This window comes from Kaistella montana, from assembly GCF_024436175.1.
GTDB lineage: Bacteria > Bacteroidota > Bacteroidia > Flavobacteriales > Weeksellaceae > Kaistella > Kaistella montana.
In genome coordinates, this window is record NZ_JANFQP010000001.1 from 598126 (window position 1) to 614737 (window position 16612).

15 protein-coding genes and 1 other RNA gene are annotated in these 16612 nt (G+C 35.2%); 10 read left to right on the forward strand and 6 right to left on the reverse strand.

Features of this window, described 5'->3' with window-relative positions:
• Positions 1-39 precede the first annotated feature (39 nt).
• The 4 genes from NOV28_RS02870 to NOV28_RS02885 all read right to left on the reverse strand — a co-directional run bounded on the left by NOV28_RS02870 (position 40) and on the right by NOV28_RS02885 (position 5539).
• Entirely contained in the window at positions 40-2166 is a 2127-nt protein-coding gene (locus tag NOV28_RS02870; protein WP_255927370.1) for a S9 family peptidase, read from the reverse strand.
• 165 nt (positions 2167-2331) lie between these two features.
• Positions 2332-3681 (reverse strand): AAA family ATPase, encoded by a 1350-nt coding sequence (locus NOV28_RS02875; RefSeq protein ID WP_255927372.1) that lies wholly within the window; start codon positions 3679-3681, stop codon positions 2332-2334.
• Between the two features lie 118 nt (positions 3682-3799).
• Positions 3800-4312, reverse strand: coding sequence for a helix-turn-helix domain-containing protein (locus NOV28_RS02880; RefSeq protein ID WP_255927374.1), 513 nt, complete (start codon positions 4310-4312; stop codon positions 3800-3802).
• Between the two features lie 135 nt (positions 4313-4447).
• Positions 4448-5539, reverse strand: a complete 1092-nt coding sequence (locus NOV28_RS02885; protein ID WP_255927376.1) for a TerC/Alx family metal homeostasis membrane protein — start codon at positions 5537-5539, stop codon at positions 4448-4450.
• A 349-nt stretch (positions 5540-5888) separates the two neighbouring features.
• On the opposite strand from NOV28_RS02885, the gene NOV28_RS02890 reads away from it, so the two are divergent.
• Positions 5889-6995 carry a M14 family zinc carboxypeptidase gene (locus NOV28_RS02890; protein WP_255927379.1) on the forward strand — a complete coding sequence of 369 codons (1107 nt, stop codon included), beginning with the start codon at positions 5889-5891 and terminating at the stop codon, positions 6993-6995.
• 48 nt (positions 6996-7043) lie between these two features.
• Here the strand turns inward: NOV28_RS02890 and NOV28_RS02895 are convergent, their stop codons facing one another.
• On the reverse strand, positions 7044-7547 hold the full coding sequence (locus NOV28_RS02895) for a DUF4920 domain-containing protein (RefSeq protein ID WP_255927381.1): 504 nt from the start codon (positions 7545-7547) through the stop codon (positions 7044-7046).
• Between the two features lie 192 nt (positions 7548-7739).
• Between NOV28_RS02895 and NOV28_RS02900 the strand changes: the two genes are divergently transcribed.
• The 5 genes from NOV28_RS02900 to NOV28_RS02920 all read left to right on the forward strand — a co-directional run bounded on the left by NOV28_RS02900 (position 7740) and on the right by NOV28_RS02920 (position 12326).
• Complete coding sequence (locus NOV28_RS02900) at positions 7740-9149, forward strand: APC family permease (protein WP_255927383.1); 1410 nt, start codon at positions 7740-7742, stop codon at positions 9147-9149.
• Positions 9150-9325: 176 nt separating this feature from the next.
• Positions 9326-9562 carry a DUF2007 domain-containing protein gene (locus NOV28_RS02905; protein WP_255927385.1) on the forward strand — a complete coding sequence of 79 codons (237 nt, stop codon included), beginning with the start codon at positions 9326-9328 and terminating at the stop codon, positions 9560-9562.
• 153 nt (positions 9563-9715) lie between these two features.
• Positions 9716-10552 (forward strand): 1,4-dihydroxy-2-naphthoyl-CoA synthase, encoded by an 837-nt coding sequence (locus tag NOV28_RS02910; RefSeq protein ID WP_255927387.1) that lies wholly within the window; start codon positions 9716-9718, stop codon positions 10550-10552.
• Between the two features lie 84 nt (positions 10553-10636).
• A complete protein-coding gene (menA, locus tag NOV28_RS02915) occupies positions 10637-11566 on the forward strand; it encodes a 1,4-dihydroxy-2-naphthoate octaprenyltransferase (protein ID WP_255927389.1) in 930 nt (309 codons plus the stop codon).
• A 79-nt stretch (positions 11567-11645) separates the two neighbouring features.
• On the forward strand, positions 11646-12326 hold the full coding sequence (locus NOV28_RS02920; protein ID WP_255927391.1) for a metal-dependent hydrolase: 681 nt from the start codon (positions 11646-11648) through the stop codon (positions 12324-12326).
• Positions 12327-12333: 7 nt separating this feature from the next.
• Here NOV28_RS02920 and ffs read toward each other — a convergent pair.
• Positions 12334-12431: signal recognition particle sRNA small type (gene ffs, locus NOV28_RS02925), an RNA gene on the reverse strand.
• Positions 12432-12504: 73 nt separating this feature from the next.
• Between ffs and NOV28_RS02930 the strand changes: the two genes are divergently transcribed.
• From NOV28_RS02930 to NOV28_RS02945, 4 genes are all read left to right on the forward strand, one after another.
• Positions 12505-13083, forward strand: coding sequence for a DUF4199 domain-containing protein (locus tag NOV28_RS02930; protein WP_255927393.1), 579 nt, complete (start codon positions 12505-12507; stop codon positions 13081-13083).
• A 71-nt stretch (positions 13084-13154) separates the two neighbouring features.
• On the forward strand, positions 13155-14105 hold the full coding sequence (locus NOV28_RS02935) for a glycosyltransferase family 2 protein (protein WP_255927395.1): 951 nt from the start codon (positions 13155-13157) through the stop codon (positions 14103-14105).
• A gap of 36 nt (positions 14106-14141) precedes the next feature.
• Positions 14142-14843 (forward strand): GIN domain-containing protein, encoded by a 702-nt coding sequence (locus NOV28_RS02940; protein WP_255927397.1) that lies wholly within the window; start codon positions 14142-14144, stop codon positions 14841-14843.
• 23 nt (positions 14844-14866) lie between these two features.
• The gene (locus NOV28_RS02945; protein ID WP_255927399.1) at positions 14867-16585 is read left to right on the forward strand and encodes a phospho-sugar mutase; all 1719 of its coding nucleotides are present in this window, start codon (positions 14867-14869) and stop codon (positions 16583-16585) included.
• Positions 16586-16612: the final 27 nt, after the last annotated feature.

Genomic DNA, 16612 nt, shown 5'->3' on the forward strand with positions numbered 1-16612 from the left:
GTTTTAATTTATCTTCTTCCAGCTTTAAGCTTCCGATTTTTACAAATTTTCCAATATAAAATTCGTCATTTTTTGGTAAAGTTGTGGTCTTGTATTTCCGCCAAAAATTCCGTGGTTTTTATCGGGATATGCCATAAATTCAAACTGTTTTTTGTTCTGAATTAAAGCTTCCGAAAACTCCATTGAATTTTGGAAATGTACGTTATCATCAGCAGTTCCGTGGATTAATAGGAATTTTCCTTTCAATAATTTTGCAAATTCTGTTGGCGAATTCTCGTCATAACCTTTTGCATTTTCCTGCGGAGTTCTTAGGAATCTTTCGGTGTAAACGGAATCATAATATCTCCAATTTGTAACCGGCGCTACAGCAATTCCTGTTTTGAAAACGTCTGCACCTTTTGTCAGCGCTAAACTTGCCATATAACCACCGAAACTCCAACCGAAAATTCCGATTCTGTCTTTATTAATGTAAGATTGTTTTCCGAACCATTTTGCGGCTGCAATTTGATCTTCGATTTCGTATTTTCCTAAATTTAAGTAAGTTACTTTTTTATATTTGGTCCCTTTGTAGCCGGTACCGCGACCATCTACACAAGCAACAATATAACCTTGCTGAACCAAATGATTGAACCATAAACCGTTTCCAGCATCCCAAGAATTAGAAACACTTTGCGAGCCTGGCCCTGAATATTGGAACATAAATAACGGATATTTCTTGTTCGGATCGAAGTTTTTCGGCTTCATTATCCAAGCGTTCATTTGATCGCCGGCTTCGTTCGGAATCGTGAAAAATTCTTTAGTCACCATATTATCGGCTTGAAGTTTTTTCAGCTGCTCGTTATTGTTCTGAAGTTCCTTTACGATATTCCCGTTTCCATCCTTTAAAACGTAGGTGTAAGGTTTTGTAGAAGTGGAGGAAGTTTCGATGAAATAATTGTAATTTCCGCTGAAACTCGCACTGTTATTACCTTCGCTGTTTGAAAGTAAAGTAGATTTTCCGTTCTCAATATTTACTTTGGAAACTACTTTGTTGATACTTCCTTTTTCGGTAGTTTGAATAAGAACTTCTTTTGTTTTTGGGTTAAATCCGTAATAATCAGTTACTTCCCAATTTCCTTTGGTGATTTGTTTTTTCAGTTTTCCGTTTTGGTCGTACCAGTATAAATGGCGATTTCCGTCGCGCTCTGATCCCCAAATGAATGAATTATCGTCTAGAAATTCTAAAGTAACATTATCGGTATCCACCCATTTTTCATCCGTTTCAGTAAATAATTTCTGGATATTTCCGGTTTTGGTATTCACTTTTAAAACATCGGAAGCATTTTGTAATCTTTCAGAAGTAATCAAAACAATTTCATCAGATTTTGCAGTTTTATAAACATTCGGGATGTAATAATTCTTAAAGTTTGATAAATTTAAAGCAATCGTTTTATCAGAATCTAAACGATATAAATGTGCTGAAACTACCGAGTTTTTCTCTCCAGCTTTTGGATATTTAAAACGCATTTCCGAAGGGTAAAGTTGTTTCTCATAGATCGGAATATACATTTCCGGAACCTCGGTTTCATCGGATTTTACAAAGACGATTGCATCCGAATTTTTAGTCCATTCGTATTGTTTTGCGTGCCCGAATTCTTCTTCGTAAACCCAATCTGCAAGTCCGTTTATAATTGAATTTTTCTTACCGTCTGTGGTAATTTGTGTAATTTTTTCTGAACTCAAATCTTGGTAGAAAAGATTGTTGTCTGAAATAAATGCAACCTTAGTTCCGTCAGGCGAAAAAGTAGGTTCCTGAACGAAGTTTCCGTTATTTAAATTCAAAACTTTTCCGGATTTTAAATCTTTTACATCGAATTTTCCGAGGAAAGAATGTCTATAAATAGGTTCGCTGTCTTTCAACAAAAGAATTTTCGATTCATCATCATTAAAAATATAAGACTGATAATTTCCATCGACAATATTTCCTTCTTTCTGAGAGGTTTTATAAGAATATTTTGCAATTCCTGTAGGCTCGATTACGGCATAATTTTCACCGTTTTTTAAGGAGGCGATTCCCGAAATTCCTTTACCGCGGTAATATCCGGAATATATTTTATCTAGTGTTATTTCTTGTGCGAACGCGCTTACAAAAGCGATTACGGAAATGGATAAGAAGATTTTTTTCATGAATTAAATTTGATAATTCTCAAAGATAGCAAAATTCTTAAAATAACGTTAATCATTCTCAAACTCATGAAAATGTCGGTAAATAAAAAGCTTCGCAAAAAAAATAATCCAATCCTGAAAATGACGTTTCTTACTTAGGAAAATCTATTTCTTTTGATGAAAAAATTAGGATTCCTGATCTCCATTATGAGTGAAACCAATTGTTTTTATTGGTTTTTCAACCATTTTGTAGCTGTCTAATTCAACTTTCAACGCCTCAATTCTTTTCGGAAAATCGTCGTAATTGTTGATGGAAACATCCTGCAAAAACTGCGCAACCTGATTGAGATATTCTCCGGTAAGCTTAGCGGCAGCTTCTCGGAAAGCGGATTCTAAAAGTTTCTCATTAATTGTGATTTTTAGAGAACTATTTTTTAAGTAAATATCTCTAATTTTTTTCTTCAAACTTTGGGTAAAATCAATAATCATCGTATTCGAAAACACTTTCATTTTTGATGAAATTTCTTTCCAGAAAGGCAAATGATGCGCATTATTTGTTTCTAAAATTTTCATTAAAATGGCATCTTTGGAAAGGTTTTCTTTCAAGTAATGCAAGATCATTTCTGCTCGTTCATGGGCGTTCGGCGGAAAAATTGGGATGGTTACATCGAATCTTCCCGGCGCCAGAATTTCATCATCAATATCGACTAAAGAATTTGCAGAACCAATCATCAGTAAATCTTCTTTTTCGAATTGGCTTACGTAATGCAACACAATTTCCTTGGTTTCTTCATCGCAAGACGAAACCGATTTTTCCTCGCTTCTTTCGCTCATAATTACGTCAAATTCTTCCATGAAAAGCAAAACTTTGTCTTCCTTCATCATTTCTACTAAAAAATCGTTGAAATTGGCTCTCCTACCATCCACAAATGAAGTTCCGAAATAGTATTTTTTAATCTGTTTAAACTGATAATCAACAATTTCTGCAATTTTATTGGCCCAAAAAATTTTCCCACTTCCCGGAGGTCCGTATAAAATAATTCCAGCAGGTTTATGAATTCCCCAATCGGTGAGTGGAGCAAGATGCAAAAATGGATCTAACGTTTTGGAAATGAAGAAGAAAAGATCTCGATAACCAATGAAATCTCGCTCTGAGAGATTGGTTTTTTTGCCGAAATAATCATAAACAAATTGATAATTGCCACCCAGTTTTTGATGAATACCATAGCTGGAAATTGATGATTTATAAAAGCCGTTGTCGTAAACTTTTATTTTATCTTTTTCTAAAATTTCAGCGACTTTGTCTTTGGGTTGTTGTATGTTTTTGGCAATATCTTCAACGGATTTATTTTGGCCTAAATCTGCATCATATTTCTTCAAAAAACTCTTGTTTTCTTTGGCGAATTTTTCGAAATCCTTCTTTACATCAAAATTGGTGGCGATGCATTCTGAAAGTTCAAGATCGAAATCCTGAATAAATTTGATGAAGCTTTCGGTAGATATTTCAAGTTCCTTTGCGAGTTCAGCTAATTTCATTTGATATGTTTTTGGAAAACAATCAAATTTACAAAAATCATGCTGAACCGAAATTTCTTTCCTGCTTATGAATGAGTAAGAGAAATTTCTAATTTGAAATGAGGTTGTTTATTAATAATTAAGGCTCAAAACTCTCAAATTTTCCGTTGTCGTAAAACATTACAATTCGAATAATTTTATTTTGTTGATTTTCAGTAATTTGTGATTTAGGTTGAATTTCCTGAACGGCTAATCGCTGAGAATCGGATATTTTTTCTTTTTCGGGCATTTGATCGGAAATTTTCGATTCTCGCGGAATTTCTTTTTGCACCGAATCTTCACTCTCCGTAATTCCGAAATTATCATCGTCAATTAAAGAGAACAAATCGGGCAGGGAAGTAGGTTTTTGTTTTTCTACAATTACTTCAGTTTCGGGTTTGATGAGCATTTCGCCTTCGCCTTTTATCAACCAATCCCACTGAATTTCAGGGAAACGTTCTTTAATCTTAATCAGGAAATCCAGTGAAGGTTTATTTCTACCGGAAGTGATGTGCGAAATGTTCGAACGTTGTACATCGATCGAATCAGCAAATTCAGAAGAAGTAAGTTCTGAATATTCTATAATTTTTGAAATTCTTTCGTTCAAATTCATAATTACAAATGTAAATAAATAATTGTTTGCTACAATATACAAAAGTAAATAAATGAAAACCAAAACTATTTACAAAAGTAAAACCAACAAAATGATTGTTGGTTTTCAGATGATTAAGGTATTTGCTTTTATAAATTACCGATGTAAATTTTCATTATTATCTTGATCGATTCTTAATTTTCTTTCTTTTTTACGTTCAGGAAATATTAAAGAGAAGAAGATACTTAAACCTAAAATACTTACAATAACAAGTAAAGAATGTGTTGTAGTAAATCCAAATGAATCAAGATATGAATGGAAAAGCATCTTCAAACCGATAAAGGTTAAGAGCAAAGCCAGACCTAATTTTAGGAAACGGAATTTGTCGATAATTCCGGCCAATAAAAAGAACATCGATCTAAGCCCAATGATGGCAAAAATATTGGAGAAAAATACAATATAAGGATCTTTAGTAACCGAAAAAATTGCGGGAATACTATCAACCGCGAATATCAAATCGGTGGCTTCTATAATAAGGAGAACCAGAAAAAGCGGAGTGATTTTCTTTACACCTTCTATTGTTACAAAAAACTTGTTTCCTACAAAATGGTCATGAACTTTAAAAAATCGTTTCGCAAACTTCACCACCGGGTGATTTTGAGTATCAATTTTTTCTTCATTGTCTTTATCAAAGAACATTTTCACCCCTGTGAAGACTAGGAATGCTCCGAATACATACATGATCCAGCTGAATTTTTCGATCAAAGCAGCACCTACGAAAATGAAGATAAACCGCATCACAATTGCTCCCAGAATTCCCCAAAACAACACACGATGATAATTCTTCTGTGCAACTCCAAATGCAGTAAAAATAAGCACCATAACGAAGATATTATCCACTGAAAGCGCATATTCAACGACGTAACCGGTTAGATATTCCAACCCAAGGTTTTGGTTATACAATTGGATACTGTGTTCCAAATCTTGAGGAATAACTTTTACGGGGTGATGATGCGAAGAAATTACCTGTTGCAGTTTTTCCATGCTATCGATCCCGTGGAGTAGGTGACCGTAAGTAATCAGTATAAAATAAAAACACATTGACAAGGCAACTACAAAAAAGCTCATCAAGCCTGCTTGTTTCATTGAAATTGTATCGGATTTTTTCTTTAATAAGCCTAAGTCTAAAGCAAGGATAAAAAAGATGAATACTATAAATCCTAAGAGAAAAATTGATTCGTTAGCCATATAAAATATTTGTAGCAAAGATAATGAATTAATCATTTTTATCTCAATTTACATTTGTAATTAAAATGTAATTAACATAGATATCAACAAGAGATCACGTTTATGTTTTTTCCCTACAAATGGGCATTTGTGGATGTTTTTCTACTTAAAGTATATTTGAAATAGTGGTTTATATAAATATTTTAATTGATTGGTTTTTAACTAATTATAAAATATAAGTAAAAATAATTCAATCCACAATTTTATCAACAGACAAATTGACGTTTTGGGTTGTTTAATTAATTTACAAAAGTGAATTTTCTAAATCCATTTAAAAAATATAAATTTGAAAAATGTAAAATAAATTTCAATGCGAGATAATTTCAATTACCGAAAATGCCCTGATTTCCCAAACCGCTATATTTCCCCGAAAAAATTATTTTTTTTCCTACAGGCGAATTACAGCGATTGTATTTCGGAGGTTGGTACTTCTTTTTTAGATCAGCCGATTTATAAAATGAGAATCGGAACTGGTGAAACAAAGGTTTTAGCTTGGTCGCAAATGCACGGAAACGAATCTAATGCAACGCACGCAATGCTCGATTTGTTGGAAGTTTTTAAAGATCAACCAGAGTTGAAAGAAAAATTATTTTCTGAAATTACTTTAGATTTTATCTTTATGTTGAATCCTGACGGTTCTGAAAAATGGACTCGTAGAAATGCGATAGATATTGATATGAATCGCGATTTTCTGAAACTTTCGAGTAAAGAATTTCCTATTTTGAAAAATATCGCTGAAAATGGAGAATACGATTATGCACTGAATCTTCATGAACAACGAACGATTTTTACTTCTGATGGCGAAAATCCAGCAACGCTTTCGTTTTTAGCACCTTCCATGAATCATGAAAGGGAAATAACCGAAACTCGAAAAAAATCGATGGCGGTAATTGTGAAGATTGTTGAAGCTTTGAAAACTGAAATTCCAAATCAGATTGCGCGATATTCTGACGAGTTTTATCCTACTTCTACCGGAGATAATTTCACGAAAATGGGGATTCCGACGATCTTGTATGAAGGCGGTCATTTTCCGAATGATTATAAAAGAGAAGCTACCCGAAAATATTATACTTTGGCTTTGTATGAAGGTTTGAAGGCTATTGCAGAATTGAAAGGTGCGAAAGATGATTGGGAAAAATATCAAGAAATTCCGGAGAATAAAGATTCACACTATGACATCATTTATAGAAATGTAAAATTGAATACCGATCACGAATGTATTCTCGATATCGCGGTGCAATTCAAGGAGGAAATTGTCGATGGAGATGATGAAATTTCGTTCGTACCAATCGTGATGGAAGTGGGAGATGTAGGTAAGAAAAAGGGCTGGAAAGAAATCGATTGTACCGGAAAAAAATTCATTTCAGAAAAGAAATTTCCAAAATTGGATGCTGAAGTAGATTTTAGAATAGAATAAAAAAGCGAGACCGAAAAGTCTCGCTTTATATTTGTAAATTGTTGATAACTAATTAACTACCTTAATTCCGGAAGCGACAAATCTGATTTCCTCCTGAGGTTTTGTGATCGCATCAATTTCTTGTTGAGATTTTTTCGCGTCTTCAGCATAATGTTTTTGTTCATCTACAGAAATCATTTTAGTTTCCGCGTTCCCTTCTAAAACTACATTTTTACCAATCAATGCGGTAGGAACGAAGAATCCGTAATCTTTCATTTTTACAAAAAACTTTTCGTTGTTTTCTGTTTCTAAGGTGAGCCAGCAACCTTTTTTATCACAAACATCGGTTACTTTACCTTTAACTGCTACATTTTCGAGTTTTTTAGTTTGAGCAAGTTTTTTATCCAATTTTTCTGGTGAAATTGCCTTTTTTTCAGCTTTTGCAGAAATAGTATTTCCGTAAACGTCTCCTACCAAAGCGTTGCCTGCGGGTGGACCCATTTTTTTCTCGGTTTCCTGTGCAAAAACTAATGTAGAGAATGCGATAGTGAATATAAATGCTAATTTTTTCATAAATCAAATTTTTTCAAAATTAATAAATATTTCTACATTCATTTTTATAAAACTATTTTTTTTTAGTTAAATCTTAAATTAGTCTCAATTAAAAACAAATATCATTGTATAAAATTAATATATTTAGACTTTTAAAATAGAAAACTAAAAACTTTCGGATTAATTATCTGAGTTTCAATAGAATTAAGCTTTATGAAGAAAAAACTTAAACTTTGGGATGCCACAATGCTCGTAATGGGCTCGATGATTGGCAGTGGAATCTTTATTGTAAGTTCCGATATGATGCGGAATCTGGGCTCCGGATATTGGCTGATTGCAGTGTGGATTATCACGGGAATTATGACCGTGGCAGCGGCAATTTCTTACGGCGAACTTTCTGCGATGTTTCCAAAAGCTGGTGGACAATATACCTACATGACTGAAATTTTCGGAAAAATGACCGGTTTTCTTTATGGTTGGGGATTGTTTACGGTAATTCAAACCGGAACAATTGCTGCAGTAGCAATGGCTTTCGGGAAATTTACCGCTTATTTGATTCCTGCCCTCAATAATTCTCAACCCATTTTCCAAAGCGGAAGTTTTAAAATTACTTGGATTCAAATTTTAGCTATCGTTATTATTCTTTTGCTTACTTATATCAATACGAAAGGGGTGAAAAATGGCAAATTGTTGCAGAATATTTTTACCACTTCCAAAATTGTTGCGTTGCTCGGCATTATTATTTTCGGATTTCTTTTGGTAAAAGATTCGCAATGGGCTGAAAACATGAATTTTGGCTGGAATGCTTTTCAAAATTTCGGGAAAGAAATAGGAAATGATCTGGTGTCCACAGGTTGGCAATCTATCGGAAGCGTTACACTTCTTGGCGGAATTGCGGCGGCAATGGTAGGTTCAGTCTTTAGTTCTGTTGCTTGGGAAAACGTTACTTTTATGTCCGGTGAAATTGAAAATCCCAAGAAAAATGTAGTGAAAGCAATGGTTTTGGGAACAACTGTCGTGATGGTTTTGTATCTTTTGGTGAATTTCGTTTACCTGAATGCTTTAGATCGTGACGGAATTGCATTTGCTGATAAAAATCGTCCTGCTGTCGCTGCTTCCGAAGTTATTTTTGGAAATCTTGGTACAGTAATTATGGCGATTCTGGTGATGATTTCTACATTTGGTTGCATCAATGGTTTGGTTTTAGCAGGAGCTCGCGTTTTCCAAACAATGGCAAAAGACGGACTGTTTTTCAAACAGGCAATCGAAAATAACAAAAACGAAGTTCCTGAAAAATCACTTTGGATGCAGGGAATTTGGGCTTCAGTGCTCGCACTTAGCGGTCAATACGGCGATTTACTCGACATGATTTCTTTCGTTATCGTTCTATTTTATATGATTACCGTTTTCGGCGTAATTTATTTAAGAATCAAAAAACCAAATCTCGAAAGACCTTATAAAACCTGGCTTTACCCTATAACACCAATCTTATATTTACTTATCGGAAGTGCATTTTGTCTCCTGCTAATTTGGTTTAAGCCTCAATATACTTGGCCTGGTTTTATCCTTATTTTGCTTGGTTTACCGGTGTATTGGTTCATTAACAAACGAAAAACAGAGTAATTTTTTTTAGGAGCATCAAGATTTTCGCAATTTTCGAAGACTCGTCCTGCTGTTCGTTGCAATCTTCCACCGACCTTGTCGGCGGAAGGATTTCCACTACCATCAGGGCTAGAAGTTCTGTCGTTTTTATTTTGAAAAGTCACTAAATTTAGCTTACATTTAATAAAAATTAAAAAATGTCAGAATTGGTCCCGATTTTCCAGTCATCATACCTTTACGAGATAGAATTGGCCAAAACCAAACTCTCATCTCGGGATATTCCGAGCCACATCAAAAACGAATATGTGAATAATGTGGCGGTTTTTCCGATTTCTCAGAACTATTATCTCTTGGTAAATCAACACGATGTGAAAATTGCTCAGCAAATTCTTCAAGAAAACAACGAAATCACCGATGAAGAAAATCCTGAATAAATAGTTTATTTTGAGAATTTATTCAGAACTTTTATTGCTATTTTAAGTTCACTTTTACCTGAAAAATATTCAGATTTTATCCCTAAAAACCATCCGTTTTCCTTTTGTCTTGCCTCATAAATTCCGTATCTTTGGCTCAAATTTTACAAGAAAATGATCGATTGGAAAACCGTAAAAGAATACGAAGATATTACTTACCAAAAGTGTGGCGCAGTTGCAAGAATTGCCTTCAACAGACCTGAAGTTCGCAACGCATTCCGCCCAAAAACTACCTCAGAATTATACGATGCTTTTTATCACGTTTCAGAAGATCCTTCTGTTGGTGTGGTTTTGTTGACCGGTGAAGGACCAAGTCCGAAAGACGGTGGACACGCATTTTGCAGTGGAGGTGACCAAAAAGCTCGTGGTGAACAAGGTTACGTAGGCGAAGATGGAAGACATCGTTTGAATATTTTAGAAGTTCAGCGTTTGATCCGTTTTATGCCGAAAGTGGTGATCGCCGTAGTGAATGGTTGGGCAGTTGGTGGCGGACATTCGTTACACGTAGTTTGCGATTTGACTTTAGCCAGCGAAGAGCACGCGATTTTCAAACAAACCGATGCCGATGTTACAAGTTTTGATGGTGGTTATGGTTCTGCATATTTGGCAAAAATGGTTGGTCAGAAAAAAGCCAGAGAAATTTTCTTTTTAGGAAGAAATTATTCCGCGAAAGAAGCTGAAGCAATGGGAATGGTCAATGCAGTAATTCCTCATGCAGAGCTGGAAGACACTGCTTACGAATGGGCTCAGGAAATTTTAGGAAAATCGCCAATGTCAATTCGTATGCTGAAATTTGCGATGAATTTAACCGACGACGGAATGGTTGGTCAACAAGTTTTTGCCGGCGAAGCAACGCGTTTGGCATACATGACCGATGAAGCGAAAGAAGGTAGAAATGCTTTCCTAGAAAAAAGAAAACCCGATTTCGGCGAAAACAAATGGATTTCATAAAATAGATTTTAGATAGGAGAAATTGACTCATATTTTTTAAATTTTGTCTAAAATCTCATACCTGAAATCTCATATCTAAAATATATGATTGATTGGATAAAAGCGGCTCGGCTGCGTACTTTACCGCTGTCAATGAGCGGAATTATCATGGCATCCTTCATCGCAAGATGGAGAATTACCGAACAAGGCGGAACTTGGGATTGGAAGATTTTTGCAATGGCGATGTTGGTAACTTTGCTTTATCAAATTCTTTCAAATTTCGCAAACGATTACGGCGACGGCGTAAAAGGAACCGACAAAAATAGGATAGGAGAAGCCGAGCAAAGAGCTGTAGCTTCTGGAAAAATCACCGCTAACCAGATGAGAAATGCTGTGATTTTGTTCGCAATTCTTTCGTTTTTGGCCACCGTTGCGCTTTTATATCTTGCGTTTTTTAAAGAAAATTTAATGAATGAATTCTACATTTTTGTAGGATTGGGAATTGCGTGTATTTTGGCGGCAATCGGTTACACGGTCGGCAAAAAACCTTATGGATACTTAGGTTTGGGCGATATTTTCGTGTTTGTGTTTTTCGGATTGGTTTCCGTTTGCGGAAGTTATTTCCTTTTCACCAAAACTTTTCATTGGGATATGCTTCTTCCCGCTACAGCAATCGGAATGTTGAGCGCAGCAGTTCTAAATTTAAACAACATGCGCGACATTGAAAACGATGCAAAAAGCGGAAAAAAAACGCTGGCTTTGCGATTAGGTTTCAGAAATGCGATGGTTTATGAAGTGATTCTCTTGCAATTACCACTTATTTTGATGTTGGTTTTTATGATGATGAATGGTTTACACACCCAAAGAAAATATTACGCTTTCATCTTTTTTATTCTAATGTTTCCGATGACGGGACTTCGAAGAAAAATAATGCAAGTAAAACAACCAAGCGAACTGGATCCATTTTTAAAACAAGTAGGAATAATGACTTTAATGATGGCGATTTTGGTGGCTTTTGGGTTGAATTATTTTTAAATAAGATTCGAACAATTGGAATTTGTTTTATAATTTATCTTTTTACTTCTATTTAAAACTAAATTTAAAAACTTAAAAAATGAAAATACAATATCTCGGACAAAACTGTTTTTTGTTCAATTATAAAGAAAAAAATATTTTAACAGATCCTTTTTACAATTTCGGGAAAGCAGAATCTGGATTTGATATTTCAGCACAAAAAATTGATTATGTGCTCATTACTCACGCTCACGGCGATCATACCGCTGATGTGAAAGAAGTTTTACATTATCATCCGGAAGCTGCGGTGATTGGTCAACCTGAAATCTGCGGATATTTTGGTCACGCAAATTCAATTGATCTCAATTTTGGCGGTTCTGCGAAAATTGATGATTTGAAAATTTCAATGGTTCCGGCAAGTCACACAAGTTCTTTCCCGGACGGAACTTACGGCGGACAACCTTGCGGATATATTTTTAGATTACCTGGAAAAAACATCTATTTTGCAGGCGATACTGGCGTGATGGCCGATATGGGATTGTTTCCACAATTATTCGGAAATATCGATTTGGCGGTACTTCCAATCGGATCTCATTATACGATGTGTGCCCGAAAAGCAAGTTTTGCAGCTTCAGAATTATTAAAAACTAAGAAAGTAATTGGCTGTCATTTCGATACTTTTGAACCGATTAAAATCAATCATGAAGAAGCTTTGAAACATTTCGAAGAAAAAGGAGTGGAGTTGGTGTTGCCAAAATTCGGAGAAAAATTTGACGTATAGACACAAAAAATGGCAAGCTACCTAAATCACACCGCTACAACCGTTTACCTTTGCTGCGTTCCCACCCTGGAGGATTCACAGGAGCTGGTTGTTTAGGACTTGCCGTTGCAAAGATAAGGGTTTAATTCAAAATTCAAAAATCTAATTCAAAAAAAATTAAAAATTATAATTCTCGGATATGGTAAAAAACGTATATGCAGTTGGTTTGATGTTGTTTATAGCGACAATGGTTCTCTTTTTTGGGATGTATTTTTTCGGGATGAATGTTGATTATTTCAACAATTCAATGCTTTTGAACGCATTTTTGCTTCCTGTGGTGTATGTTGCTGGAGCATATTACTCGGTAAGTTCAGCCAAAAAGTTGGGATTTCCGATGGGTTTTCGGGCAGTTTTTGGAAGCGCTTTCAAACCGATGTTTATCGGCGGATTGCTTTCGATGCTTACGATGTTTGTTTTCCTGAATTTTGTGGACAAAGACGCGAAAGATTTGCTCAATTATCAATACATCGAAAGACAGAAAACCGAATTGAACAAAGAATATGAAAAAGCAAAATCTACCCTGAAAGAAGAAGCTGAAATAAAAGAACTCGATAAAAATTATCATGCACGACTCCAAAGTTTTTCTCCGGAAATGATCAAGAATAAAGACATGTTTTCGTTTCGCCAGTTTACGTATTATTTCGGAGCAGTTATGGTTTTTTACGTAATTTTATCCGTGTTTTTTGGAAGCTTTTTCCGAAGCCGAATCGAGGAATAATTTGCTAATTATCAATTAATTAAAATAAAATTTTATATTGTTCTTTTGAACATTAAATTTCAAATATCTCAATGAATTTATCCATCATCATACCTCTTCTTAATGAAGAAGAATCCCTTGAAGAACTGTTTTCAAGAATCGACAATGTCTGCAAAACCGAAAATTTGTCCTATGAAATTTGGTTTGTAGACGACGGAAGTACCGATCTTTCGTGGAGTATCATCGAAAATTTGAAAGTGCAACATCCACAAATTCACGGGATTAAATTTTCCAGAAATTATGGGAAATCACAGGCACTTCACGCAGCTTTCGAAAGAGCAAACGGTGATGTTGTAATCACTATGGATGCTGATCTACAGGACTTTCCAGAAGAAATTCCGGAATTGTATGCGATGGTGAAAAATGAACATTACGATATCGTTTCTGGCTGGAAGAAAAAACGTTTCGATAATGTGATGACCAAAAATATTCCTTCAAAACTCTTCAATGCAGCTGCTAGAAAGGTTTCGGGAGTTGAACTTCACGATTTCAATTGTGGTTTAAAGGCCTATAAAAAACAAGTGGTAAAATCCATCGATGTTTATGGAGATATGCACCGATATATTCCGGTTTTGGCTGCCAATGCGGGTTTCCGAAGAATTACCGAAAAAGAAGTTAAACATCAAGCAAGACCTTACGGAACTTCAAAATTCGGAACCGAAAGATTCATTCGTGGGTTTTTGGATTTGGTAACACTCTGGTTTGTAAGTCGTTTCGGAGGAAGACCAATGCATTTTTTTGGCGCCGTAGGAACTTTGATGTTTATTATCGGATTCCTTTCTGCGCTTTGGCTCGGAATTTCAAAATTAATTGACGTTTCGAGAGGAATTTACGGCCATCTTTTGACCAATAATGCATGGTTTTTCATCGCATTAACGATGATGTTGATGGGAACTTTGCTCTTCATTGCAGGGTTTTTAGGAGAAATGATCATCAGATCGAACCGTGAACACAAGAATTATAATATCGACGAAGTGATTTAATTCTTTGTCGAAATAAGCTATATAAAGAAAAAGACAATGAAAAATCTGTTTTTTCTCATCTTCATTCTTTCCGTGATTTCTTGCGGAAAAATTTCACCAAAAGGCAATATCGAAAGCAAAGATATTCCGGTAGAGGAATTCGTGAATCTCAATCTCAAAGGGAAGTTTCGATTGTTTTATATTCATTCTGATAAGAATTTTGTGAATGTGGAAACCTATCCGAATTTTTTTAAAAATTTAGAGATTGAGGTTAAAGATAAAACTCTGAATATTGAAGAAAAAAGTGAGACGCAATCGGTTGATTTTTATAATATTACCGTTTATTCAAAGTATAATTTAGAGAAAGTTTCCCTTTCCGATTCTGTTGAAATGAACATTTCCAGCGAAATAAAAACCGATAATTTTAAATTAAATTTAAAAAATAATGCTAAATTTATTGGGTCGGTAAATTCTCGAAGAGCAGAAGTGGAAATGACGCAGAAAAGCCGCGCCAATTTTTTAGGAAAAACTAAAGATGCAGTGATAAAAATCTCTGATACCGCTAGTTTGATCGCTCCTTATTGGTTTATCGACAACTTAAAAATCGATTCTAAAAACGGAAATTATGCTGAAGTAAATGTGAAAGATTCATTGAAAGGAGACATCAAAAATACTGCGAAATTCGTGTATTACAACGATCCGATCAGAGCTTTTAAAATTGAAAAAACAGCGAATGTTAATAACAAGCTTTTGAAATAACCTACCAATACAACTATACAGACATGACAACTTTAGAAAAAGCAAAACTCTGGCTTACAGATACTTTCGACGAAGAAACCAAAAATACCATCCAAAATTGGATTGATACCAATTCCGATGAATTGGAAGATTCTTTTTACCGAGAATTAGAATTCGGAACAGGCGGAATGCGCGGTGTAATGGGCGTTGGAACCAATCGTTTGAACAAATATACTTTGGGCCAAGCTACGCAAGGTTTGGCAAATTATCTTCACACGCAATTTCCTGGAGAAGAAATTAAGGTTGCAATCGCATACGACGTTCGAAATAATTCCAAAGAATTCGGGAAAATGTGTGCAGATGTGCTTACAGCAAACGGAATCAAGGTTTTATTGTTCAAAGAACATCGTCCTACTCCTGAACTTTCTTTTACTGTTCGCGACAAGAAATGTAATGCCGGAATTGTCTTAACAGCATCCCACAATCCGCCTGAATATAATGGTTACAAGGTTTATTGGAACGACGGAGCACAAATTGTTCCGCCTAATGATGATGCGATTATTAAAGAAGTTTATGCCGTTAAATTTGAAGAAATTAAATTCAGCGGAAACGATGATTTGATCGAATGGATTGGCGAGGAACAAGACGATGTATACATCGATGCATGTATCGAAAATTCCCTTTACCAAAAGGATAAAACGGGCTATGATAACCTCAATATTGTATTTACTTCCATTCACGGAACTACTTATACAACAGTTCCGAAAGCCTTACGCAAAGCTGGTTTCCAGAAAATTGATTTGGTAAGAGAGCAAATGATTCCGAGCGGAAATTTCCCAACGGTAGATTCGCCGAATCCGGAAGAACCTGCAGCTTTGGAAATGGCAATGGATTTAGCTCGAATTACAAACGGAGATATTGTTATTGGTACCGATCCAGACGGAGATCGTTTGGGAATTGCAGTAAGAAATTTAGAAGGTGAAATTCAACTTTTAAACGGAAATCAGTGCAACACGATTCTCACTTATTATATCTTGGATCAATGGAAAAAAGCTGGAAAAATCACCGGAAAAGAGTTCATCGGTTCTACGATTGTGACTTCGGATGTTTTTATTGATATCGCTAAAAAATTCGGAGTTGATTGCAAAATTGGTTTAACCGGATTTAAGTGGATCGGAAAAATGATTCGCGATTTCGAAGGTCAGGAAAAATTCGTTTGCGGTGGTGAAGAAAGTTTCGGATTTATGACCGGAGATTTCGTTCGCGATAAAGATTCTTGTGGTTCTATTTTGCTCGCTTGCGAAATTGCAGCTTGGTGCAAAGCCAATGGCAAAACCATGTATCAGTATATGATAGACATTTATAAAGAAATCGGAATGTATTACGAAGGCTTGATTAATGTCGTAAGAAAAGGAAGATCCGGAGCGGAAGAAATTAAACAAATGATGACTGATTTCCGCGAAAATCCACCAAAAGAAATCGCAGGTTCCAAAGTAGTGGAAGTAAGAGATTATCAAGAGCAAACTTCATTAAATATCCTTGATAGCAAAAAATCAGTGATGGACGGAATTCCAAAATCCAACGTGTTGATCTACTATACCGAAGATGGAACCAAAGTTTGCGTTCGCCCTTCAGGAACGGAACCGAAGATAAAATTTTATGTTTCTGTGAAAGATTCTATCGTTTCTGAGCAGGATTTCAAAGAAAAATTAGTGCTTTTAGACCAAAAAATTAGTCAAGTAAAAGCAGATTTAAACTTGTAAGATCTTTGAATCTTAATCATCAATTAA

What these genes read in the sequence shown, in the direction of transcription:
- NOV28_RS02920 (WP_255927391.1), top strand. Translation starts at nt 11,646, where the DNA reads ATGAAAATACAATATCTCGGACAAAACTGTTTTTTGTTCAATTATAAA.
- NOV28_RS02945 (WP_255927399.1), top strand. Translation starts at nt 14,867, where the DNA reads ATGACAACTTTAGAAAAAGCAAAACTCTGGCTTACAGATACTTTCGAC.
- NOV28_RS02890 (WP_255927379.1), top strand. Translation starts at nt 5,889, where the DNA reads ATGCGAGATAATTTCAATTACCGAAAATGCCCTGATTTCCCAAACCGC.
- NOV28_RS02905 (WP_255927385.1), top strand. Translation starts at nt 9,326, where the DNA reads ATGTCAGAATTGGTCCCGATTTTCCAGTCATCATACCTTTACGAGATA.
- NOV28_RS02895 (WP_255927381.1), bottom strand. Translation starts at nt 7,547, where the DNA reads ATGAAAAAATTAGCATTTATATTCACTATCGCATTCTCTACATTAGTT.
- NOV28_RS02875 (WP_255927372.1), bottom strand. Translation starts at nt 3,681, where the DNA reads ATGAAATTAGCTGAACTCGCAAAGGAACTTGAAATATCTACCGAAAGC.
- NOV28_RS02940 (WP_255927397.1), top strand. Translation starts at nt 14,142, where the DNA reads ATGAAAAATCTGTTTTTTCTCATCTTCATTCTTTCCGTGATTTCTTGC.
- menA (WP_255927389.1), top strand. Translation starts at nt 10,637, where the DNA reads ATGATTGATTGGATAAAAGCGGCTCGGCTGCGTACTTTACCGCTGTCA.
- NOV28_RS02935 (WP_255927395.1), top strand. Translation starts at nt 13,155, where the DNA reads ATGAATTTATCCATCATCATACCTCTTCTTAATGAAGAAGAATCCCTT.
- NOV28_RS02900 (WP_255927383.1), top strand. Translation starts at nt 7,740, where the DNA reads ATGAAGAAAAAACTTAAACTTTGGGATGCCACAATGCTCGTAATGGGC.
- NOV28_RS02885 (WP_255927376.1), bottom strand. Translation starts at nt 5,539, where the DNA reads ATGGCTAACGAATCAATTTTTCTCTTAGGATTTATAGTATTCATCTTT.
- NOV28_RS02870 (WP_255927370.1), bottom strand. Translation starts at nt 2,166, where the DNA reads ATGAAAAAAATCTTCTTATCCATTTCCGTAATCGCTTTTGTAAGCGCG.
- NOV28_RS02930 (WP_255927393.1), top strand. Translation starts at nt 12,505, where the DNA reads ATGGTAAAAAACGTATATGCAGTTGGTTTGATGTTGTTTATAGCGACA.
- NOV28_RS02880 (WP_255927374.1), bottom strand. Translation starts at nt 4,312, where the DNA reads ATGAATTTGAACGAAAGAATTTCAAAAATTATAGAATATTCAGAACTT.
- NOV28_RS02910 (WP_255927387.1), top strand. Translation starts at nt 9,716, where the DNA reads ATGATCGATTGGAAAACCGTAAAAGAATACGAAGATATTACTTACCAA.